General features: G+C 56.1%; 16 protein-coding genes. 10 read left to right on the forward strand and 6 right to left on the reverse strand.

All coding sequences use genetic code 11. The features are described from left to right. The first annotated feature begins 7 nt into the window (after positions 1-7). Complete coding sequence (locus GA0061100_RS21880) at positions 8-3,163, forward strand: efflux RND transporter permease subunit (protein WP_075854862.1); 3,156 nt, start codon at positions 8-10, stop codon at positions 3,161-3,163. 248 nt (positions 3,164-3,411) lie between these two features. On the opposite strand, the gene GA0061100_RS21885 is transcribed toward GA0061100_RS21880, so the two are convergent. Beyond that, complete coding sequence (locus GA0061100_RS21885; protein ID WP_075854863.1) at positions 3,412-4,500, reverse strand: porin; 1,089 nt, start codon at positions 4,498-4,500, stop codon at positions 3,412-3,414. 924 nt (positions 4,501-5,424) lie between these two features. Between GA0061100_RS21885 and GA0061100_RS21890 the strand changes: the two genes are divergently transcribed. From GA0061100_RS21890 to GA0061100_RS21935, 9 genes are all read left to right on the forward strand, one after another. Then, complete coding sequence (locus GA0061100_RS21890) at positions 5,425-6,843, forward strand: FkbM family methyltransferase (RefSeq protein ID WP_075854864.1); 1,419 nt, start codon at positions 5,425-5,427, stop codon at positions 6,841-6,843. 13 nt (positions 6,844-6,856) lie between these two features. Next, entirely contained in the window at positions 6,857-9,364 is a 2,508-nt protein-coding gene (locus GA0061100_RS21895; protein WP_075854865.1) for a glycosyltransferase family 4 protein, read from the forward strand. After that, positions 9,328-10,590, forward strand: a complete 1,263-nt coding sequence (locus tag GA0061100_RS21900; RefSeq protein ID WP_083961412.1) for a glycosyltransferase family 4 protein — start codon at positions 9,328-9,330, stop codon at positions 10,588-10,590. The genes GA0061100_RS21895 and GA0061100_RS21900 overlap by 37 nt, the downstream gene beginning before the upstream one ends. Positions 10,591-10,817: 227 nt before the next feature. Then, positions 10,818-11,711, forward strand: coding sequence for an ABC transporter permease (locus GA0061100_RS21905; RefSeq protein WP_083961413.1), 894 nt, complete (start codon positions 10,818-10,820; stop codon positions 11,709-11,711). A 40-nt stretch (positions 11,712-11,751) separates the two neighbouring features. Beyond that, positions 11,752-12,495 (forward strand): ABC transporter ATP-binding protein, encoded by a 744-nt coding sequence (locus GA0061100_RS21910; protein WP_075854867.1) that lies wholly within the window; start codon positions 11,752-11,754, stop codon positions 12,493-12,495. A gap of 454 nt (positions 12,496-12,949) precedes the next feature. Beyond that, positions 12,950-14,032: a glycosyltransferase gene (locus tag GA0061100_RS21915; protein WP_075854868.1), complete on the forward strand. Its 1,083-nt coding sequence runs from the start codon at positions 12,950-12,952 to the stop codon at positions 14,030-14,032. After that, positions 14,023-15,519, forward strand: a complete 1,497-nt coding sequence (locus tag GA0061100_RS21920; protein ID WP_075854869.1) for an ArnT family glycosyltransferase — start codon at positions 14,023-14,025, stop codon at positions 15,517-15,519. Before GA0061100_RS21915 ends, GA0061100_RS21920 begins: the two co-directional genes overlap by 10 nt. Positions 15,520-15,745: 226 nt before the next feature. Beyond that, positions 15,746-16,072 (forward strand): hypothetical protein, encoded by a 327-nt coding sequence (locus GA0061100_RS21925; RefSeq protein ID WP_075854870.1) that lies wholly within the window; start codon positions 15,746-15,748, stop codon positions 16,070-16,072. A 223-nt stretch (positions 16,073-16,295) separates the two neighbouring features. Continuing rightward, positions 16,296-17,096: a bestrophin-like domain gene (locus tag GA0061100_RS21935; protein ID WP_075854872.1), complete on the forward strand. Its 801-nt coding sequence runs from the start codon at positions 16,296-16,298 to the stop codon at positions 17,094-17,096. 106 nt (positions 17,097-17,202) lie between these two features. On the opposite strand, the gene GA0061100_RS21940 is transcribed toward GA0061100_RS21935, so the two are convergent. The 5 genes from GA0061100_RS21940 to GA0061100_RS21960 form a co-directional block, all read right to left on the reverse strand. Continuing rightward, positions 17,203-18,009, reverse strand: coding sequence for an IclR family transcriptional regulator (locus GA0061100_RS21940; RefSeq protein ID WP_083961414.1), 807 nt, complete (start codon positions 18,007-18,009; stop codon positions 17,203-17,205). A 14-nt stretch (positions 18,010-18,023) separates the two neighbouring features. Continuing rightward, entirely contained in the window at positions 18,024-18,689 is a 666-nt protein-coding gene (locus GA0061100_RS21945) for an amino acid ABC transporter permease (protein ID WP_075854873.1), read from the reverse strand. Between the two features lie 3 nt (positions 18,690-18,692). Next, positions 18,693-19,364, reverse strand: coding sequence for an amino acid ABC transporter permease (locus GA0061100_RS21950; protein ID WP_075854874.1), 672 nt, complete (start codon positions 19,362-19,364; stop codon positions 18,693-18,695). Between the two features lie 11 nt (positions 19,365-19,375). Next, positions 19,376-20,107, reverse strand: coding sequence for an amino acid ABC transporter ATP-binding protein (locus GA0061100_RS21955; protein WP_075854875.1), 732 nt, complete (start codon positions 20,105-20,107; stop codon positions 19,376-19,378). Positions 20,108-20,185: 78 nt separating this feature from the next. Further along, positions 20,186-21,094, reverse strand: a complete 909-nt coding sequence (locus tag GA0061100_RS21960) for a substrate-binding periplasmic protein (protein WP_075854876.1) — start codon at positions 21,092-21,094, stop codon at positions 20,186-20,188. Between the last annotated feature and the right edge of the window lie 193 nt (positions 21,095-21,287).

The raw sequence follows: 21,287 nt of genomic DNA on the forward strand, positions 1-21,287 counted from the left end.
TCAAATCATGGCACAGTTCTTTATCAAGCGGCCCGTCCTCGCATGGGTCTTCGCTTTCTTCATCATGATCGCGGGGATCATTACGATCCCCATCTTGCCGGTCGCGCAATATCCCGCGGTCGCTCCGCCGCAGCTCTCCATTTCAGCGTCTTACCCCGGCGCGTCTCCGCAGGAGATCTATCAAGGGGTGACCCGCCTGATCGAGGAGGAACTGAACGGCGTCCATGGCATCGCCTATTTCGAGTCGACTTCGGACAATTCCGGCTCGGTCGGCATCAACGCGACCTTCGTCTCCGGAACCGATATCGGCAAGGCGACGGTCGATGTTCAAAACGCCGTTCGCCGCGTCGAGGCGCGGCTGCCGCAGGCGGTCCGCACGCAGGGCATTCAGGTCGAGGAAGCGAGCGCCGGCTTCCTGCTGATCGCGGCCCTGACCTCGACCGACGGCAAGATGGACGAGATCGCGCTTGGCGACTACATCAACCGCAATATCCTTGGAGAGCTGCGCCGTCTTCCCGGCGTCGGCCGCGCCCAGGTCTTCGCCTCGCAGCGGGCGCTGCGCGTATGGATCGACCCGGACAAGATGGTCGGCCTTCATCTGACGGCCGCCGACATCAGCGCGGCGATCGCTGCGCAAAACGCGCAGGTAGCCGCAGGCCAGATCGGCGCCATGCCCAACCCGGTCAGCCAGGATCTGACCGCGACCGTGATCGTCGAGGGCCAGCTCAACAGCGCAAAGCAATTCGGCGAGATCATCCTCCGGGCCAACCCCGACGGCTCGACGGTACGCCTGAAGGACATCGCCCGCGTCGAGGACGGCGCGGAAGCCTATTCGACGGCGAGCCGGCTCAACGGCAACCCGAGCGCCGGCCTTGCCATCCAGCTTTCTTCGACGGGCAACGCCGTTGCCGTGTCGAAGGCGATCAAAACGAAGATGGACGAGCTGTCAAAATTCTTCCCGAAGGGCGTCGAATATTCGATCCCCTACGACACCAGCCCCTTCGTCAATGCCTCGATCGAGAAGGTCGTGCACACGCTCGCCGAGGCGATCGTGCTCGTCTTCATCGTGATGTTCGTCTTCCTGCAGAACTTCCGCTACACGCTCATCCCGACGCTCGTCGTTCCGGTCGCGCTGCTCGGCACTTGCGCCATCATGTATGCGACGGGATTCTCCATCAACGTGCTGACCATGTTTGCCATGGTGCTTGCGATCGGCATCCTCGTCGACGACGCGATCGTCGTGGTCGAGAACGTCGAGCGCATCATGGCCGAAGAAGGTCTGCCTCCGAAAGCAGCGACACAGAAGGCGATGAAGCAGATCACCGGCGCCATCCTCGGCATTACATTGGTGCTGTCCTGCGTCTTCATTCCAATGGCATTCTTCCCCGGCGCATCCGGCATCATCTACCGGCAGTTCTCGCTGACCATGGTCGTCTCGATCATGTTCTCGGCCTTCCTGGCACTGTCGCTGACACCGGCGCTCTGCGCCACCTTCCTGAAGCCGATCGACGGAAATCATCATCAGAAGAAAGGTCTGGGCGGCTGGTTCAACCGCAAGTTTGACCGAATGACGGCAGGCTACACCAAGACCGCGGCCGGCCTTGCGCGCCGCTCGGGACGCGTGATGGCCGTCTATCTCGCTCTCGCCGTCGGCCTCGGCTACCTCTTCGTCAACTTGCCCGGCTCCTTCGTGCCGGAGGAAGACCAGGGCATCCTGATCGTCGACATACAAGGACCGCCGGAGGCGAGCGCCAATCGTACGATCGCATCGCTGAAGCAGATCGAGGCAATTTTCAGGGCCGAACCGGCCGTCGAAAACATCTTCGCCGTCCAGGGCTTCAGCTTCTCCGGAAACGGCCCGAACTCGGCCATCGCCTTCGTGACGCTCAAGGACTGGAGCATGCGGCCGGCCGGCAGCTCGGTGCCGGAGATCGCCGCTCGCGTCAATACGCAGTTCGCCAGCCTGAAGGATGCCACCTCCTATGCACTCTCGCCGCCGCCGATCGACGGCTTCGGCACGACGAACGGCTTTTCCTTCCGGCTCCAGGACCGCGCCGGGCGCGGCCAGAAGGCGCTGAAGCAGGCTGGAGACGAGTTGATGGCGAAGGCGGCAAAGAGCAGCGTGGTGACGAATGTCCGTGTCGAAGGCATGCAGGAAGCCGCGCAGATCATGCTTGCGATCGACCGCGAGAAGGCAAACACCTTCGGCGTCAGCTTCACCGACATCAACGATGCCATCACCGCGAACCTCGGCTCGTCCTACATCAACGACTATCCGAACGCCGGCCGCATGCAGCAGGTCATCGTGCAGGCGGATGGCCGCAGCCGCATGCAGGTCGAGGATATGATGAAGCTGAACGTCCGCAATGCCAGCGGTGGGATGGTGCCGCTCTCGTCGTTTGCGACCGCCGACTGGCGCAAGGGCGACCCGCAGATCGTCGGCTACAACGGCTATCCGACGATCCGCATCACCGGCGAGGCAGCAGCGGGCAAGTCTTCGGGGGCGGCGATTGCCGAGATGGAGCGCCTCGCATCCGAACTTCCGCAAGGCTTCGGCTACGAGTGGTCCGGCCAGTCGCGCGAGGAAATCTCCTCCGGCAACCAGGCGCCGATCCTGTTTGCCTTCAGCATCCTCTTCGTCTTCCTGCTGCTGGCGGGCCTTTACGAAAGCTGGTCGATCCCGCTGTCGGTCATGCTCGTCGTGCCGCTCGGCATCATCGGCTGCGTGCTGGCGGCAATGCTGCGCGAGATGCCGAACGACCTCTATTTCAAGGTCGGCCTGATCGCGATCATTGGCCTGTCGGCAAAGAACGCCATCCTGATCGTCGAATTCGCGAAAGATTACTATGCCGAGGGCAAATCCCTTCTCGATTCGGCGGTCGAGGCTGCCCGCGTCCGCTTCCGTCCGATCGTGATGACGTCGCTTGCCTTCACACTCGGCGTCGTGCCGTTGGCGATCGCAACAGGACCGAGTGCCGCCAGCCAGAACGCCATCGGTACCGGCGTGCTCGGCGGCATGATCTCGGCAACGGTCCTTGCTGTCTTCTTCGTCCCGGTCTTTTTCGTCTTTGTCCTGTCACTCCTGAGGACGCAGAGACCGGTCGAGGAAAAAGGTGCGGGCGTCGACGTCCCGCCCGCACCTGCGCACCCCAAATCCGGATAAGGGTATGAAGGGATGTCGATCCCTGAGCCACCTCGATCGACTTGCCCACGAATGTACGTCGTTGACTATGCAACCCCGTCCAACGGCACCCGGTGTGCTACAGGCCGCATCGCAGGACACGTCGAGCTTGGTTTCACTTCACGAAGAAAAGGGTCGATGAAATCAAGCTCAACTCGACAAAGGGCGGAAGAGGGCCTGAACTGGATCAAGCCCTCCTCCGTTCATGACCAGGGGTCAGTCAGGTCATGTTAGAAGCTGCGCTGGAAGCGCAGGATACCAGCCCACTGATCCTTGTTCACAGAATCGAAGTTGGTATAGGTGACTTCCGGTTCAACGAGCAGGTTCTTGACCGGGTTGAACTTGAGGTTCGTGGTCGCTTCGAAGATCTTGGAATCGGTGTAGGCGAGCTCGAGGTTCCACTTCAGCTTTTCATTGATCGGAACGCCGACGCCACCCCAGACAGCCCAGTCACCCCAGCCGCAGAGATAGCCCTGGTTGGTCGGGCAAGCCGATGTATCAAGGTTCGAACCCGCATACTTGTTCAGCTTGGAGCCATCGGTGTTGTAGCCACCCATCAGGAAGGCCGTGAAGATGCCAAAATCAGCGTCGACTCGAGCCTTGACAGCGCCTTCCTCCACGATGGAATCATAGCCGCCAACGACCTTGAATGACCACGCCCCCGACTTGAAACCGGCGCCAGCGACGACATCCGGCGCGTAGTGGTTCGATTCCGAGGTAACCCATGCACCATTGTAGCTGCTGGCGTCAGAGGACGAATTGGAGTCTTCGAGCGAGATAACTGCAGTGAAGCCGTTGCCGGCATCATATTTATAAGTCAGCTGATTGAGCTCGTATGGGCCATCGTAGACAACGTCATCGTTGATGACATCGCCAGCATAACCGATAAATGCATTGTATTGAGAGTCTTCCTTACCAACAGTGAAGCCCCCGAGGCTGATGCTGGCATGCAGCAACTTTGTTGTCGTGGAGTTGCCATCGTTCCAGTCCCAACGCAGTTCTGCATTTGTCTTCAGCGGGCCATATTCTGTATCTGTTGCCGTTTGAAGTTGAAGCTCGGCGCGGGTATGCCACAGGGTGCCTCTCTTGCCTGTCGGATTATATGCGTTGTACCACTCCCCCTCGCTTCGAACCTTGCCGCCGATCTTAAGGCATGTCTCGGAGCCGGGGATAAAGAAATATCCAGGTCCGAATGCATCGCAGATCTTAACATATTCCACCGGTTCCGGCTCTGCGGCAACGACTGCATCTGCAGCATATGCTCCCGTAAAGGAAATCATGGATGCTGCGGATCCAAGAAGAATGCTTCTGATAGACATCTTTTCTCCAAATAATTTGGTCATTTGTAAGGACATCTGATGCCCTACCTGTTCGCTCATTTTCAAACAGTGCGAAGCTTTCGACTCCACTCCCTCAGCCTATGGGGAGATTGTCCTATGAGAAAAGTGATAATGTCAGTCCTGTGGGAACCAATTCGATGGGTCACATGTGGCTGTTGCAATATTATCGCAGATAGAAACCAATGGAATTCTTGGTTTTCGAGCCGAAATATGCCGAAATATTCAGAAACGAATAGCTTTGAACCAAGCTAATTGTTCGCAACACTTATCATCTCCATGGTGACAGTCAATATAAGATGTATGAGATTCCTCTTATAGCTCTAGGGCAATCGGCGCAATTAAACCTAAGGATGATATGCTGTCGACCGCAGCATATGCCAATGGTCGCACCTGTTGTCACTGATATATGATTCCTCTCCAATTTCGATTGAACAGTACCGATTACCAAGGCGCTTCCACGCGGATATCGGCGTTGGCATCATCTACATAAACTGACGAATGGCAACGATTGTTCGATCATCGCTACTCCTACTGTAACTGGTAAAAGCGTCATCCAGAGATTCAATCCCGGCTGGAATGTGCAAGCGTGATCGGAGATCATCACGGCACTATTGCTACTCACTCTCTCAAAGTACTTTTGAAGCAGTTTCGATTGGATGGCTCACTTCAAGATCGATTCGTCGATCACGGAGTTACTCACGGACATAGTCCGGCGGTGTGAACAGCAACAAATCTGCAATCATTTGCAATATTGCCGCCCGATTGCCGCCAGTGTCGATGAATATCAAGCCATCGTTCCATTAGTACCTCCATTCCGGAACGATAGGCCAGGTCGGGATGCCCCACATCCCGTCTGGCCGCTGATGTTATCAATATCCGTAGAAACGCGAGTGACAAAAGTACATGATGGAGAGCTTTACCTCTTTTGCACAAAACTTCGAGGACGTCATGCTTTGGCGCGCCCTCAGGCATGTTGTGAACGGATGTTATATTGATGTGGGTGCCCAGCATCCTGTCATCGATTCAGTCAGCAAGGCATTTTACGACCGAGGCTGGCGCGGAGTTCATGTTGAACCTGTGCCGCAATATGCAGATCTGCTGCGCACCGAAAGACCTGACGAAACCGTACTGCAAATTGCCCTGGGTGCAGAAGCGGGTATGCTGGAATTGAATGTGTTTCCCGATACTGGCTTGAGCACGGCGGTCGATGTCTATGCGCGCAGCCATCACGAACTCCATGGCTTCGAGGGCAGCAAATTGCAGGTCCCTGTGTTGCCGCTGCGTACAGCATTGGCTTTCTTGAACAGTAAGCCGGTGCATTGGCTGAAAGTCGATGTTGAAGGCCTGGAAGAGGCGGTGCTCCAAGGTTGGGATCCCGGTACGATCGAGCCATGGATCATTGTGATTGAGGCCACGGTGCCTATGAGCCAGGAGGTGCACTTCGCCACCGCTGATCGCATTCTTCTCGAGGCCGGCTACAAGTTTGTTTACTTCGACGGGCTCAATCGCTTTTACGTCTCCCCCCAGCATCCCGAATTGGTGTCGGCCTTTGAGGCTCCTCCAAATGTATTCGATCACGTTCAGGTCAGCGAAAACTCGGCATGGTGTCAGCTAGCTTCGTCCAAGCTTCGGGCTTCGATCGATGAACGAGGTCGTCAGCTGACAGAGGCTCTGGCACATTTGGCAAAGGTGCAGGAAACCGCCGATGCCCGCATCAGCAAAGCGGAACGGTCTGTATCGGAGATGGAGGCGCGGTGCGCCGTTGCCGAGGCTTCAAACAGGGAAGCCGAAAAGAGGAGCCTTCTAGCTGAAGGGCGTGCCTCAAGAACAGAGGAACACACCACCAAAACGCAGGAGCGAGCAATTTTTCTGGAAGCTAAGCTGGCGTCGATGGAAGCTCAGCTTGTCGCCAAGTCAAAACAGCTGCAGGATATGCAGAGAAGCACATCATGGCGGGTCAGCGCTCCCGTGCGGATTGTCGGTCGGCCCGTTCACCGTATTAGCTCAGCTATCCGGGAAAACCGCATCACAAGCGGTATCAAGCGACGCATCAAGGCGCTTATAAGTCGCGTCGCCCACTTCATCAGGCAGCGTCCCTACGCCAAGCGCCTGGCGGTCGCGGTGCTGAACATTTGTCCACCCCTACGCAGCAGGATTATCGGCATACTGATTGCCCTGCCGGTAAATTCTGCTCAGCCCCACCTTACCAGCCGTGCATCGCCCCTCACTCCTTCATCGGACTGGCGCCCCCTGACCTTCAGCGATCTGCCTGTCGAAGCGCGTCGCATATACCTCGATCTGCGTGCAGCAACCGAAGCCTAGAAAGTATTCCTCCATGCGTGTCGTCGTAGACCTTCAAGGCGCTCAAACCGAGAGCCGGTTCCGTGGTATTGGGCGCAACAACATTGCGCTGACCAAGGCGCTTCTGCGAAATCGTGGCAAGCACGAGGTCCTTATTGCGCTCAACGGTCTTTTCCCGGAAACGATCGAAACCATACGCGCGACTTTCGATGGATTGATCAGCCAGGACGATATTCGCGTGTGGCAAGCGGTGGGGCCGCTGTCATGGTTCGATCCGGCGAACAGGTGGAGACGCCATGCGGCAGAGCTAATGCGTGAGGACTTCCTGGCCTCGCTGCGGGCAGACATCGTGCATGTCGGCAACTTCTTCGATGGAGTTGGTGACAACATGACATGCAGCATTGGCAAGCGGGTGCGCATACCGACCGCCATAACGTTCCACGATGCCATCCCTCTCATTCAATCCGACGTTTATCTCAAGCCCAATCGGACCTTTGAGGCGTTTTACCGTTCACGGCTGGAACAATTGCTGGATGCTGATCTGGTGCTTGCAGTCTCCGATTCAGCGCGACGGGAGGCGATCGAATACGCCAAGGTATCGCCTGAACGGGTGATCTCGATTTCATCCGCATGCGATCCCATGTTCTCGCCTGCGCCGGTGCCGGAATCCGCCAGGATTGCTCTCCGCCATAAGCTGGGGCTCACACGCAGCGGCTTTGTCATGTATTCCGGTGGCGGAGACGAGCGTAAGAACCACCTGCGTCTGATCGAGGCTTTCGCAGGGGTGCCTCAAGCCCTGCGTATACAGCATCCGTTGGTGATCGTTGGCATGATGCCACTGGATCACAGCAACCGCTTTCTAGAACATGCGCGTGCCCTCGGGTTAACCGATCGCGAGTTCATTTTGGGAGGTCACGTTACCGACGAAGAATTGGTAAACCTCTATCGCTTGTGTACGCTTTTCGTGTTTCCTTCCACACATGAGGGTTTTGGCCTTCCCGTCCTGGAGGCCATGTCGTGCGGCGCACCGACGATTTGCGCCAATATGACCAGCCTGCCCGAAGTCATGGGTCGTGCCGATTCGATGTTCGATCCATATGATGTGCCTGGCCTGGCAAATCTCATGAGCGAGCTTCTGCTTCACCCGCAGCGGCGCGAAGAATTGGCGCAGTATGGGTTGACCCGCTCGGGGCTTTTTTCATGGGATCGTTGTGCCCAAGCGGCATTGACCGCATTCGAGAAGGTGCATCAGCAAGAGCCGGTGCGGGCGTGCGCCCCACTGTTCGGACAGCTATTGAAAACTGTCGAATCGGCGGTGAGTGACCGGCACACACCTTCGGATGGCGATCTGATCGCCCTGGCGGCAGCTATGTCGTCGAACAGTCACTGGTCGAAAGTCACTGATCCAAGCCCCAAGCAATTGCTCGTGGATCTTTCAATCATCGCGGAGAATGATGGTCAGTCGGGTGTCCAACGGGTGGCCCATGGCATTCTCTCCTCGCTCATACAATCGCCACCTGCCGGTTTCACAATAGAGCCTGTCTATTCGCAGCCCGGCTCGTCCTCCTTCCGTTACGCACGGAACTATGCGCGTCGCTACTATCCGGAATTGGGATCTCAGGAGGGTGACGATGACATCATCAAATTGAACCCCGGTGACATCTTTCTAGGCTTGGACCTTCATCATTCGGTGGTTCACCGCCCGGAGTTTTTCGGCCGTCTGCGGCAAATGGGAGTGGGTACTGTATTTTTGATACACGACCTGCTTCCTATTCACCTGCCTCAGTATTTCACGCCGGGCCTAGCCGACCTCCATACACGATGGCTGCAGTTTGTTTGCCAAAGCGACGGCGTGGTATGCGTGTCGCGCGACGTGGCACAAAGCTTGATCGCGTGGCTCAACGCACATTCGCTTGAGCGGCAGCGTCCGCTTGCCATTGGGTGGTCGCTCAATGGGTGCGACGCTCCCGGCAAATGGCATGGCGTGCTTGGTGACCAGGCAGGGAGAACCCTCGTTCAACTCCGAGGGCGCGAGGTGTTCCTGTGCGTAGGCACAATCGAACCTCGCAAAGGTCATCGCCAGCTGTTGGCCGCCTTCGATCTGCTCTGGGCGCGCGGGGCCGATCTAAGCCTTGTCCTGGTTGGCCGCCAAGGATGGGATGTGGATGATTTGGTTCGCAGCATCCGTCTGCACCCGGAATTCGGCCGTCGCCTGCTATGGCTGACAGACGTTAGCGACATCTTCCTGGAGCGGATCTATTGTGCCAGCCGATGCTTGGTCGCACCCAGCCTTGGAGAGGGGTTCGGCTTGCCGCTGGTTGAGGCGACTGTGCGAGGGCTATCCATCCTTGCCCGTGATTTGCCGGTATTTCGCGAGGTGGCGGGCGACCACGCAACCTATTTTCAAGGCGATTCCCCTTCAGAGCTGGCAACTGCGATACAGAACTGGCGCGAGTCGTACCGACATGACGTGGTGCCGTCTTCGGAGGGTATCGAACACCTTTCATGGACTCAAGTACGCAGAACCTCCTCAAGCTTGTAACCGGTTCTCAGTGGCCTGTTCACTGGCAACGCCAGCCAACCCTGTTCCTTGATGTTTCCGTATTCGTCCATACGGACGCCAAGACGGGCATCCAGCGTGTAATACGAGGACTCGCTCGTAATCTGTTGCGCGAGCCGCCGGTCGGAATGAGCGTGTGCCTGATCTGGTTCGACGGTCAAGTTTACCGGCATGCGCTTCGCCTCCAAACACGCCTCATTCACGGCATCAATTCGCACGCGGACGAGCCCATCGTGGAATTTTGTCCGGGCGACATCTATTTCGCTCTGGATCTTAATGTCGTTTTGCAGCCCCGAATGGAACTCCTACAACAGCGTATGCGCGAGCAGGGAGTAGCAATCTGGTTCCTGGTGCATGATCTTCTGCCGTTGCGGCACCCAAAGTGGTGGGTATCGACGGTATCGCGTGAATTCAAGGCTTGGATCTCAAGCGCTGCGCGTATGGCGAGCGGATATGTCTGTGTCTCGAAGACGACCGCCGATGATCTGACACTCTATCTGAAACAGGAAAGGACTCCTGACGAACAGGCCGCCCCGGTGCGCAGCTTTCACATCGGCGCGGATATCGACGACAGTGAACCGAGCAGAGGCTTGCCAGACGACGCCGTCCAATTGCTGGCTCATCTGGCAGAACGGCCCAGTTTCCTCATGGTTGGAACCATCGAGCCACGCAAGGGACATACGCAGGCCCTCGCCGCCTTCGAGCAGCTCTGGTCGCAGGGGCATGAGATCAATCTGATCGTTGTCGGCAAGAAGGGCTGGCTCATGAACGATCTGTTCGAGCGATTCTTGCACCACCCACGCCTTGGACGGCAGTTTCATTTGCTTCAAGACGTTAGCGACGAATATCTGAACCAAATTTATGCCGGATCGGCGTGCCTGCTGGCGCCAAGTGAAGGTGAAGGCTTTGGCTTACCGCTGGTCGAGGCCGCCCTGAAGCATATACCGATCATTGCTCGTGACCTGCCGATATTCCGCGAAGTGGCTGGCGATCACGCCTATTATTTCAGCGGACTGGGTGCCGACGATCTTGCCAAGGCGATCCTCTCATGGCTGGAGCTGTTCGCGCGGGGACAGCATCCTGCCACCGACAGCATGCCATGCCTGACCTGGCGTCAGAGCGCTCGCCTATTGACCCGGGCTTTGGGGCTTGAGGTCGAAGACGCCGGCGCGGTGAATGTCGAAGGTAAAGTAAGTGGGTTCAATTGATTTGAATTCAAAACTTGTTTCATCGACGCGGTTTTCCGGATTCCGTCCTCGAAACGAGGAAGTCGGCAGCAGCACAGCTTGTCAGCGTGTCTGCTTGAGCCGATCGCAAGAGGCATTTCGACTGCACAAGCGTGCGTCGCAGCTGCGCTCGGCAATAGGCATCCAATGCGCGGACACTCGCCTGGGCATCCAACTGGTCAAAGGCGAAACCCCACAAGCATGCCAAGATGAACGGAAAACAGAAGCTGCCTTGTGCCCTCGCGGCAGAAGACGAAGGACGAATAAAAGATGGGTTGCCGGTGACTAATTTGAAAATCCTTGGGACCAAGATACGACATCACGGCGCCGCATGGGACGTTGTTGAAGCGCTGCATAATTTTCGCTTGGCCGCGCTGCTCGGGTGGCAAGATGTTGCGCAACGGTATCGGCGATCAAGAATTGGTGCCTTTTGGCTGATCATTAACATGGGCGTGCTGATTGGAGCCCTCGGCTTGGTTTTCGGCACTATTTTTAACTCTCCGATGCATGAATTTCTTCCATTCATATGCGTCGGTCTGATTTTCTGGGGATATTATTCTCAAATCGTTAGCGAAGGATGCTCTGGCTTTACATCGAATAGCGAGGTAATATTACAGCTGGATATCCCGTTTTTCACATACATATTGAGATGCTGGTATAGAAATTCTGTTATACTTTTGCATAACCTCGTTATATATCCAATAATTCTCATGATATTCTGGAGGCCAATCGGGTTCTCCGCCGCCTTCGTGATCCCGGGGTTTGTGCTCGCTACGCTGAACATGACCTGGATCGCTCTGACATTGGCGATCCTGTGTACACGCTATCGCGACCTTACGCAGATCGTGCAGAATATCATGCAGGTTATGATGTATGTCACGCCGATCATGTGGATGCCTGACCATCTCCCATCGAAGGCTTCGCACCTGATGCTCGATTGCAATCCCTTTTTCCACTTAATATCCGTTGTCCGAAATCCACTGCTGGGACAAGTGGTAACGGTCGAAAATTGGAGCATCGCCACCGGTACCGCCGTGGTTGGTTGGCTTTTCACGATGTCACTACTGAATAGATATAGACCGCGTATTGCGTATTGGCTCTGACGTGAAGCCATGAGATTTCAAAAGATAGGCAAACAGAAACATGACCTCGATATCTCTGCAGAATGTCACCGTCGACTTCCCGATCTATAACGCACGCGGCCGGTCGCTGAAAAACCGTATTATGAACATGGCCACCGGTGGTTCGATTAATTCGGAAGGTCATGGAGTCGTCGTCGTTCGGGGGCTTCATGAAATCAACCTTGAGCTGAGAGCGCACGATCGTATCGGCCTCATAGGTCACAACGGCTCCGGCAAGACGACACTTTTGCGCGTGTTGACCGGCGTTTATGCACCCACATCAGGCAAAGCGGATATCCGTGGCAAGTGCACGTCATTGATCAACATCTCGCTTGGAATTGATCCGGAGGCCACAGGTCTGCAAAACATCTATCTTCGGGGAGCTCTGCTTGGGTTTCAGCGCGAAGAGATGAAGCGACGGCTTGAAGAGATTGCAGACTTCAGGGAATTGGGTGGCTTTCTGGAGATGCCGGTACGAACATATTCGACCGGTATGCAACTGCGGCTGGCGTTTTCCATTTCGACAATTCTCCAGCCGGAAATACTCATCATGGACGAGTGGCTGGCAACGGGTGACGAGGGATTTAAGGCGAAGGCCAATCAGCGTTTGAACGAGCTTGTCGAGCAGACGCAAATCCTGGTCATTGCAAGTCACGCAAAAGAACTTCTGGCTAAGAACTGCAATCGGATTGTATGGCTGGAGCATGGTAGAGTGCATATGGATGGTCATCCCACCGAAGTACTGAACGCTTACTTCGGTACTTGACGAAAGCTTATCACAGCATCGCATGACCGTACCCGCCGAGCCAAATACTCGGCAAGGCCTTTCGCCTCTAGCACCCTATCGAAGCGGTAGATGAAATAAACAGGTACTCTGGTGAAGTGGGAAACTTTCATTCACGATTTTCTACCGGTCGGAAACTCCCGGCAACATAAGAGCCATAACTTAAACAATGTAGCAGGCGATTGCTCCGTGAGCCAAGCAATTGAAAGCATCAACCCGTCGAGCAATTTTAAATGCCCTTTACTGCTACCGCTCGTTGTTAGAGCACTTCCCTTAAAAATGTCTGCACCTATTCCGTTATACATGTCTCTTATGGAACTAAACATACCTCTATAAGTCAGACTATCTAGCCATCGACAACGACGTGATGACGAAGCAAATCTCGCCCGAGTCAGTTCAGCATCAGCGGCTTTGACCAATCGTACGCCAGGAACATATGCTCCAAAGAAAACTATCGATCATCGCTCCAACATATAATGAGGCGGATAACGTCCTTCACTTCATCGAGCGCGTGAAAGCAACGTTGAATGCATTTGACTGGGAAATCTTGTTCGTCGACGATAATTCCGCCGATGGGACCGCTCAGAAGATATATGACTACGCAGCAGATGATTATCGCATCCGCACCATAATACGGCTGGAAGATCGAGGCCTGGCACGATCAAGCATTCAAGGCATGCTCTCCGCCAAGGGAAACCTGCTTTGCGTAATGGACGCGGATGGCCAGCATGACCCAATGGTACTGTCCGAGCTGGTTGCCCGTCTCGAACGCGATAACCTCGATGTGGTAAGCGCTGCCCGTCGCCTAGACGGCCGCGACGAGCTGAGCGGCCTATCGCCCTTGCGTCAAAAAATATCGCTGTTTGGCAATTGGTGCAGCAGTCTTATTCTCGGCCGCAAGCTTCTGGATCCGTTGACCGGCTTTTTCCTCATTCGCCGCAGCACCTTCCTCGAAGTCGCACCTCATCTCGGTGATCCCGGTTTCAAGCTCCTCCTCGATATCCTGTATTCACATAGGAATCTTCGTCATGGCGAGGTTCCCTTTGAGTTCGCAAGCAGACATCATGGTGAATCGAAGCTGGACTGTTATGTCGCCTGGAAGTTCCTGACCTTCACGTTAAGCAAGATGACAGGCGGCATGCTGCCGGTCAGCCTCATATCCTTCCTTTTTGTCGGCGGGTCCGGACTTGGCGTGCACTTCGCGACACTCTACGGTGCATTGTGGCTGTCACTGCCGTTTCTGGCCGCGCAAACACTCGCGACTCTGACCGCCTCCGCCAACAACTTCCTTCTGAACAATCTCCTGACATTTCGAGACCGACGGCTGCGTGGTCGCCAGCAAATTTTCGGCTATCTGAAATTTCTTGGCTTCTCATCCATAGGCATTGTTGCAAATATCTCGCTGGCCAAACTTACCTATGAGCATTTTGCCCATGTCATCCTGATCGCTACCCTGGCCGGGCTCGCAATTGACAGCGTCTGGAAGTTTGTTGTTGCGAGCCGCTTCATATGGAAGTGATTGCGCAGGCGGATATACAGACGCCGGACTCGCGTGCCTTTTCGCAGCTGAAGACCGTGCTCTGGCTAATCCTGGCAACCTTCGTCTGCCTGACAATTCTGGCCAAGCTCGTCCAGCTTTCCATGTTCTTCGATGGAACCATCTATGCCAGCATCGCCAGAAACATGGCGCAGGGTCACGGTACGCCGTGGACGCCTTACTTCTCCAATGGTCTGTTTTCGGCCTTTGCTGAACATCCGCCGTTGATGATGTGGCTGGAGGCCATCGGCTTTCTTATCTTTGGCGACACGATCGCTGTCGAGAAATGCTTTTCATTTCTTACCTTGCTCGCAAGTGGACTCCTGCTGACGAAAATATGGAAGCATCTCCATCGCGATGACGTGCGAATGGCTGCGATGGCACCCTTTGCGCTTCTCATGGCCGTCATCTCCGGCCGGGTCAGTTGGGCATTTGCCAATGGGATGCTTGAAAATCAGCTGACGGCTTTTTCATTGGCGGCACTGCTTCCCATCGTTATCGCATATGAGCAACCCGAAGGACCGAGCCGGAAACGTCTTCCTCTAATTGCTGCCAGCGGCGCTCTCACGGTTTTTTGTGTGGCGACAAAAGGTCTGGTGGGTCTGTTTCCGCTTGCCGCACCGGGTTTGCACTGGTTGTCTCTTCGGCAGATTTCGTGGCGGCATGCCTTTTGGGATACATTGCTGCTGACCCTTATCGTGGCTGCCGCATTTGTGATCCTCTGGCAATTCGAGGAGCCACGAGACGCAATCCGCCGCTATCTCTCCGCTCAATTGCTGCCAAGTCTGAATGGGCAGCGGGGCCACAACGGTGCGGGCTGGGCAGCCGTCCGCACATTCCTGCGCGTCAGTGCATATCCGATTATTGCCGTGTCGATCTTGCTTATCGCCGCCCATAGGCTGGGAATAAAAGCACCGGATAACATTAGGCAACACAAGCTGCGATTGCGTCGCGCCGCATTCCTGGTATCCGTCGGCCTTTCGGCTTCCCTGCCCCTTCTTCTCAGCCCTCGAGTTTCGAGCTTTTACTTCAACCCGGCGCTCATTTATCTGTCGGCTGGTCTTAGCGTAATTTCGACCCCCGCGCTCGTCGGTATTTTCTCAAGATTGGGTCCCAACGGACGATCTCGGCTGCAACTAATTCTGGCTGTAGTTCTCGCTGGCGCCGTAATTTCGGTGGTCGCTAATTTCGGTCGACCCGGAAGTGACCGTCCAACGATCGACGATGCATCCAAGATTGCCGACGCGGCATGCAGCGGAGATGGGAGATGCGCCGTTTCCGGTTGTGGAAGCGTGCTGCAGGATTGGGCGCTCCACGCTTACCTGCAACGTCGTCACAAGGCGAGTCTTGAAGATGATGTCGATACCCCACACCGGTTTCTGGTCGTGGGCGCGAATTGCCAGGAGAATATCGAAGGGTTTCGAGAGACCGGTGTCGAGCTGGAGCGGTATCGCTTTTGGGAACGCTGATTTTACCCTGGACATGCTGCCAGCTCGAGCTTCCTGCCCAGCCCCGTTCATCATTGGCCAATGACTGCAGTTGAAGCTGTGTGTAGGTTCCGCCGACTGTTGCTGAAGATCGAACCGACCATCGCCATCGTTGCAATCCGGCCTTCGGCGATAACCATCGCTTCACGTCGCGTTCAATTCCTGACATATATGCGAAAAGGCGACTTGCCGTCGTGGATATGGCGTCATGAACGGATCAACATCGGAAAAAAGCAAGATGCGTGCACCTGCGGGCTCCGTTACGGGCCTTTGCTCGGCGTCCGCGACGATGTTTGCAGTGGGAATGGCCTTTCTGGGCTACTGGGGCGTGTATGACCAAGGGCCCTGGCGCATATCCGATTATTTTGTGGTGGCTTTGGCCATCATCGGATTTGCGGCTCTTGGTTCCGTACCCTGGATCGTAACGACACCTGTCGCGGAAGAAGAGGCAGAAAAAGTTGTCGGTGCCCGACGCGCATTGGCATTGGGGGTCGCCTTGATCTGGCTGTCCGTTTGCATCGCGGTATTCACCTAATCATTCTGCCGGACTTCCATTCGACAGAACAAGACACCCCTCTCGGCAAAGAGCGCCTGATTGTCATCCAAAACAATGGTTGGTTTCCAAATTTTCCGGTCGCAAAGGAATACCAGCCTACCAGGCTATTCAAACACCTTGAAAGGGTCGCGGAGCTTTTATTCTCCCGCTTCATCGAGATACATGACATAATCAACGGCCATATGCAGCTGGAGCATTTTTGATGCAACGCGAGGCGGTCTGGACGCTGGCTTTGTTTGTTCTTCTTGTGTTTAGCGCCGCAGCCGGTTCGATATTGCGCGCGAGATTACCTGCTCCACATCGCGGCAGTGAGACAATTGACTTCCTCCGCGTCGTCACGGCCCTTCTTGTCACTTTTGCCGCGCTTGTCATGAGCTTGCTTTTGGCATCGGAACTGAATGCATTCACAACTGCGTCTCACGATCGCAACCGTTACGCCGCTGGCCTGGCGGAGATGGACCGCTGTCTGAGGAATTATGGCCCGGCATTGGATCATGAGCGACAACTCTTGCGCAGCTACACAACCGCCGTCATCGCCAGCACATGGCCGGGCGAGCCAGTTCCGCCGGGAGCGACATATCCTGACATATCAAAATTGCCTTTGACTGGCGAAGCACCCGTTCTTGGCGCAATTCTCAACGACATGGGGCTCGGCATTGCCCGCGAGCAGCCCGCCGATCCTTTGCATCAGCTGCTCGTGACCCGTTGTAATCAGCTCTTCAGCAATCTGTTGGCGGCGCGATGGACGGTGATCGAAGATGCGCACGGCTCGCTTTCGGCACCGTTTCTTGGCGTCCTGATCTTCTGGCTTATGCTGGTATTCCTAAGCTTTGGTCTTCAGGCCCCCAGAAACCTGCTTACGGGCTCCATTGTCGCCGTCGCCATCATCTCGGTGGCGAGCGTTATGTTTGTCATCCTGGATCTTGATCTTCCCTACGGCGGTTTCTTCGGCATTTCGAGCGAATCCATGCGGCATGCGCTCACCGATATGCTGGCACAATAGCAGCCAACGAAGCCGTGTACCCGTCGTTGCCGGTGAGGCAGCTAATGCGAAACGTCGCCTTGGGACAGCCGGGCTCCGGCAAGCATCCCTCTCAGCCACTCACCCATCAATCGGCCAGAGCTTGGGAAATATCGTTTGCAGTCTGGACAACGACAGGTGCGAGGCCTGTAAGGCGCCCGTCCGGCATTCTTTCGCTCGGCCCGGAAACGCTCACCGCCGCGAAGACGCGCCCCGAGGAATCCCGCACCGGCGCTCCGATACAGCGCACCCCGATCTCGATTTCCTCGTTATCGACCGCAAACCCTTTGGCCCTGATGCCGGCCAGCTCCTCGAGCAGCCCATCGAGCTTCGTGATCGTATTTGCGGTATAGGCATGCAAGCCCTCATGGGCAATCCGCAATATCAGCTCTTCGTCCTGAAACGCCAGGAAGGCCTTGCCGACGCTGGTGCAATAGGTCGGCGCCGCCTGCAGCGTCGTGAGGCTGGACGCAATCATCTCCTCGCGCTCGACGCAGACCATCTGGCTGCCATCGAACATGTGGAAATGAATGATTTCGCCCGTCAGTTGCTGCAGTTTGGCGATATGTGGATGCGCGCGGGTTGGCGTATCGAGGCTTGCCAGGACGCTGCTGCCGTAGTGAAACATCTTCAGGCCAAGCCGATAGCCCTGGCGCTTGCCATCCTGATCGAGCAGGCCAACCTCCCGCAAAGATGCGACGATGCGATGGACCGTCGTCTTCGGCAGACCTGTGGCTTCCGAGAGTTCCGCAATCGTCATGCTCGGCTTGGCACGGGAAAACGTGTCCAGCACGCGCGCCATCTTGCGCAGCGACTTGGCGCCGGCATCCCTGCTTTCCGTTCCCGCCGGAACATCGTCAACGACCGCTTCATTGGTCACCGAGTGCGTTTTCATATCTCTTTCCAATTTCAATGCCCGGCCATAATCCGCTTTGCTCTTGCTTCGAGCTTACGCGCAATAAACTCCAAAGAGAAGCAGACCACAAAGTAGGTTAGCGCCAATAGTGTAAACACAATAAAGGGTTGGTTGGTGCGAATGACAACCTCTCTCCCCAGCCTTGTGATTTCGCTGATGCCGACCACCGATATCAGCGAGGTATCCTTGATGATCAATATGGCCTGACCGACGAGCGAGGGAATGACCGCCATCAGCGTCTGTGGGATGGTAATATCGCGCAGACGCTGGAACAGGCTGAAGCCGACGGCTATGGCAGCCTCGTTCTGGCCCTTGTCCAGCCCCTTCAAGCCGCCGCGTATGATTTCGGTCATGTAGGCACCGTGCGACAGCGAAAGGGCGATGACGGCCGTCAAAACCGGGCCGATATCGATGTCATATTGCGGCAGCCCGTAATAGACGAGGAAGACGAACATCAGGAACGGCATGCTGCGAAAAAGGTAGACATAGGCGCCGACCAGGAAGCGGATCGGCCCGAGGGGTGACGAGGCGAGAAGCCCTCCCACAATACCGAGACCGAGGGCTGGAAAGAATGCCGCAGCGGTCAGGAAGAGGACGATGGGAAGCCCGGTGAGAATAAGCTGAATGGCATCGCCGGCGACGGCAGCAATAGTGCTCATGGCTCAAGCTCGCTTATGCTTGGAAAAGCCGGCGCGGCTTTCATAGACATCGACAAGAAGATTGAGCACGACGCAGATGACGACGTAGATCACGCAGCTTACGAGATAGGCCGGCAGGAACTGATATGTTTCATTGCCGACATCGTCGGCAGCCTTGGTGATTTCGAGAACGGCAATCGTGTAGAGGAGCGAAGTGTCCTTTATCAATTGCACGAACTGCCCCGTTATCGCCGGCAGAATTGTTGGCGCCGCTTGAGGCAGAAGAACGTAACGCAGAAGGATGCGCCATTTCAAACCAAGCGACTGTGCCGCTTCGATCTGACCTCGCGGGATTGCGTTCAGCCCTCCACGCACCATTTCGGCGATATAGGCGCCCGAATTGAAGGTGAGCGCAATCACGCCGGTCGAAAAGGCCGACAGCGTGATACCAAGCGTCGGCAGGCCAAAATAGATGAAATAGACCTGCACAAGCAGCGGCGTATTGCGAACCAGCGAGACATAGACGGCAATTGCCCTGCTGAAAATGCCGCGCGAGGAAAACCGCACAATGCCTGCGACCATACCGACGCAAAGCGCAAGCAACAGTCCGACGGCCGCAGCCGCGAGCGCATTGCGCATGCCGGTGAGATAGGTATCGCGATACTGCCAGAAGATATCGTAAGCATCCGAGATCATGTGCGGCCAGCCTAGTGACGAAGGATCTGATTGAGAAAGGCACGCGTGCGCGCTTCTTTCGGCTGCGAGAAGAATTCGCAAGGCGGCGCTTTTTCCACCAATTGACCGGCATCGAGAAAGGCGACCTCGGTGGCAAGCTCCCGGGCAAACCCCATTTCATGGGTGACAACGATCATCGTCATGCCAGATGCCGCCAGCTCGCGCATCACCTGCAGCACCTCTCCGACCATTTCCGGATCGAGCGCCGAGGTCGGTTCGTCGAACAGCAGTAGCTCGGGATCCATCGCCAGGGCGCGGCAGATGGCGACGCGCTGCTGCTGACCGCCGGACAATTGCGCGGGGTAACGGCTGGCCTTGCTCTCCAGCCCGACGCGCGCCAGAAGCTCCATCGCCCGTGCTGCGGCATCCTTGCGGCTGCGCCTGAGAACGCGCCTTTGCGGCAAGGCTATGTTGTCGAGCACGCTGAGATGCTGAAACAGGTTGAACCGCTGGAAGACCATGCCGATCCTGCGATAGAGCTGGCGGCGCGGCATGGCGGCTATATCCTGGCCGCCAAGGAGGATCTGGCCGGCAGACAAGGATCCAGCCAGCCTGTTTATGGCGCGGATGAAGGTGCTCTTGCCTGAGCCGGACGGACCGCAGACAACGAGCACATCCGACCGTTCGAACTGAATGGATATTCCGCGCAGGGCGTGGAAATCCTTGAAATGCAAATTGACGTCGCGCGCTTCGAAGAATGCCATCGCGATCCTCCATGACCTTGCCGAGAGACGATATGCCGAGCGTCGGCAAGCAGCCGACGCTCGCTCTTAGATCCGTCGCTATTGCAATGTCATGCGGCTGGCATTGCCGCTCTCCGGCGCATAGGCGCCGATGCCAAGCAGATCGACCAGCTTCTTGCGCTCGTCGGAAACGCCGCTGTTCTTTTCCAGGAAGTCCTTCTTCCAGGTATCGCCGTCGACCCAGTATTTCTTGAGTGCGGCCAGCTCACCGCTTTCCCCGATCTTGGCCAGGAAGAAATTAAGGTATTGCCAGGTGTAGGTGTCGCCCGGACGCACGGCAAAGCCCCAAGTGTCGGTCGTGATCAGTTCGCGCGGCTGTTTCAAGGCCTCGAAGCCATACTCCGATTTTACCACTCCCAAGACAGCCAGATCGTTGAGTGCCGCATCGACGCGGCCCGTCTTCAATGCCTGGTAGGTATCTGTGTCATTCGGGTAGGTTTGCAGCTCCGCCTTCGGGAAGAACTGCTTGGCGGCATCGACGGCATTGGTGCCTGCCTTGACGGCGATGCGTTTGCCGGCCTCATTCAACTCCTCCCAGGATTTGCCTTGGTCTTCCGGCTTGACGATCGCCACGACACCGGTGGAATACCAGCTCTCCGTCGTGAAAAGGATCTGCTGCGCACGCTTGAACGTCGTCGACATGCTCGTTGCCAGAATATCGGACTTGCGGCTGAGAAGGCCGGGAATGAGCCCCGCCCACTCGACATTTCGCATTTCGAGGTCGACATCGAGTTTTGAGGCAATAAGCCTGTCGAGATCCACGGAAAAGCCGGCCGGATTGCCGTTTGCATCCCTGAACTGCCAGGGGGCCGCCGAAAGATCGTTCATGATGACGATCTTCTTGTCTTTCATGATCTCGCCGAGGGTCCCCTTGGGATCATCGGCAGCCGACGCAACGCCTCCCATCACCAGCGTCAATCCAATTGCGAGCACTGCAAACTTATTCATCGTTACTCCCCTTTTTATCTTGTTCCGCATTGCGGAATAACATTTTCAAACGAGACAATAAACGCATAAAATAAAATAAACCGCAACGTCTATCTTGACTGCAGCAATTATATTTATTTAAGTGAGCATGCTTATAAATCATATTCCGTATATCGGAATAATGAGAGACAAGGATGCCGGGAGGACGGTGGGT

The sequence above is a fragment of the Martinezella hainanensis genome, assembly GCF_900094555.1.
Lineage (GTDB): Bacteria > Pseudomonadota > Alphaproteobacteria > Rhizobiales > Rhizobiaceae > Rhizobium > Rhizobium hainanense.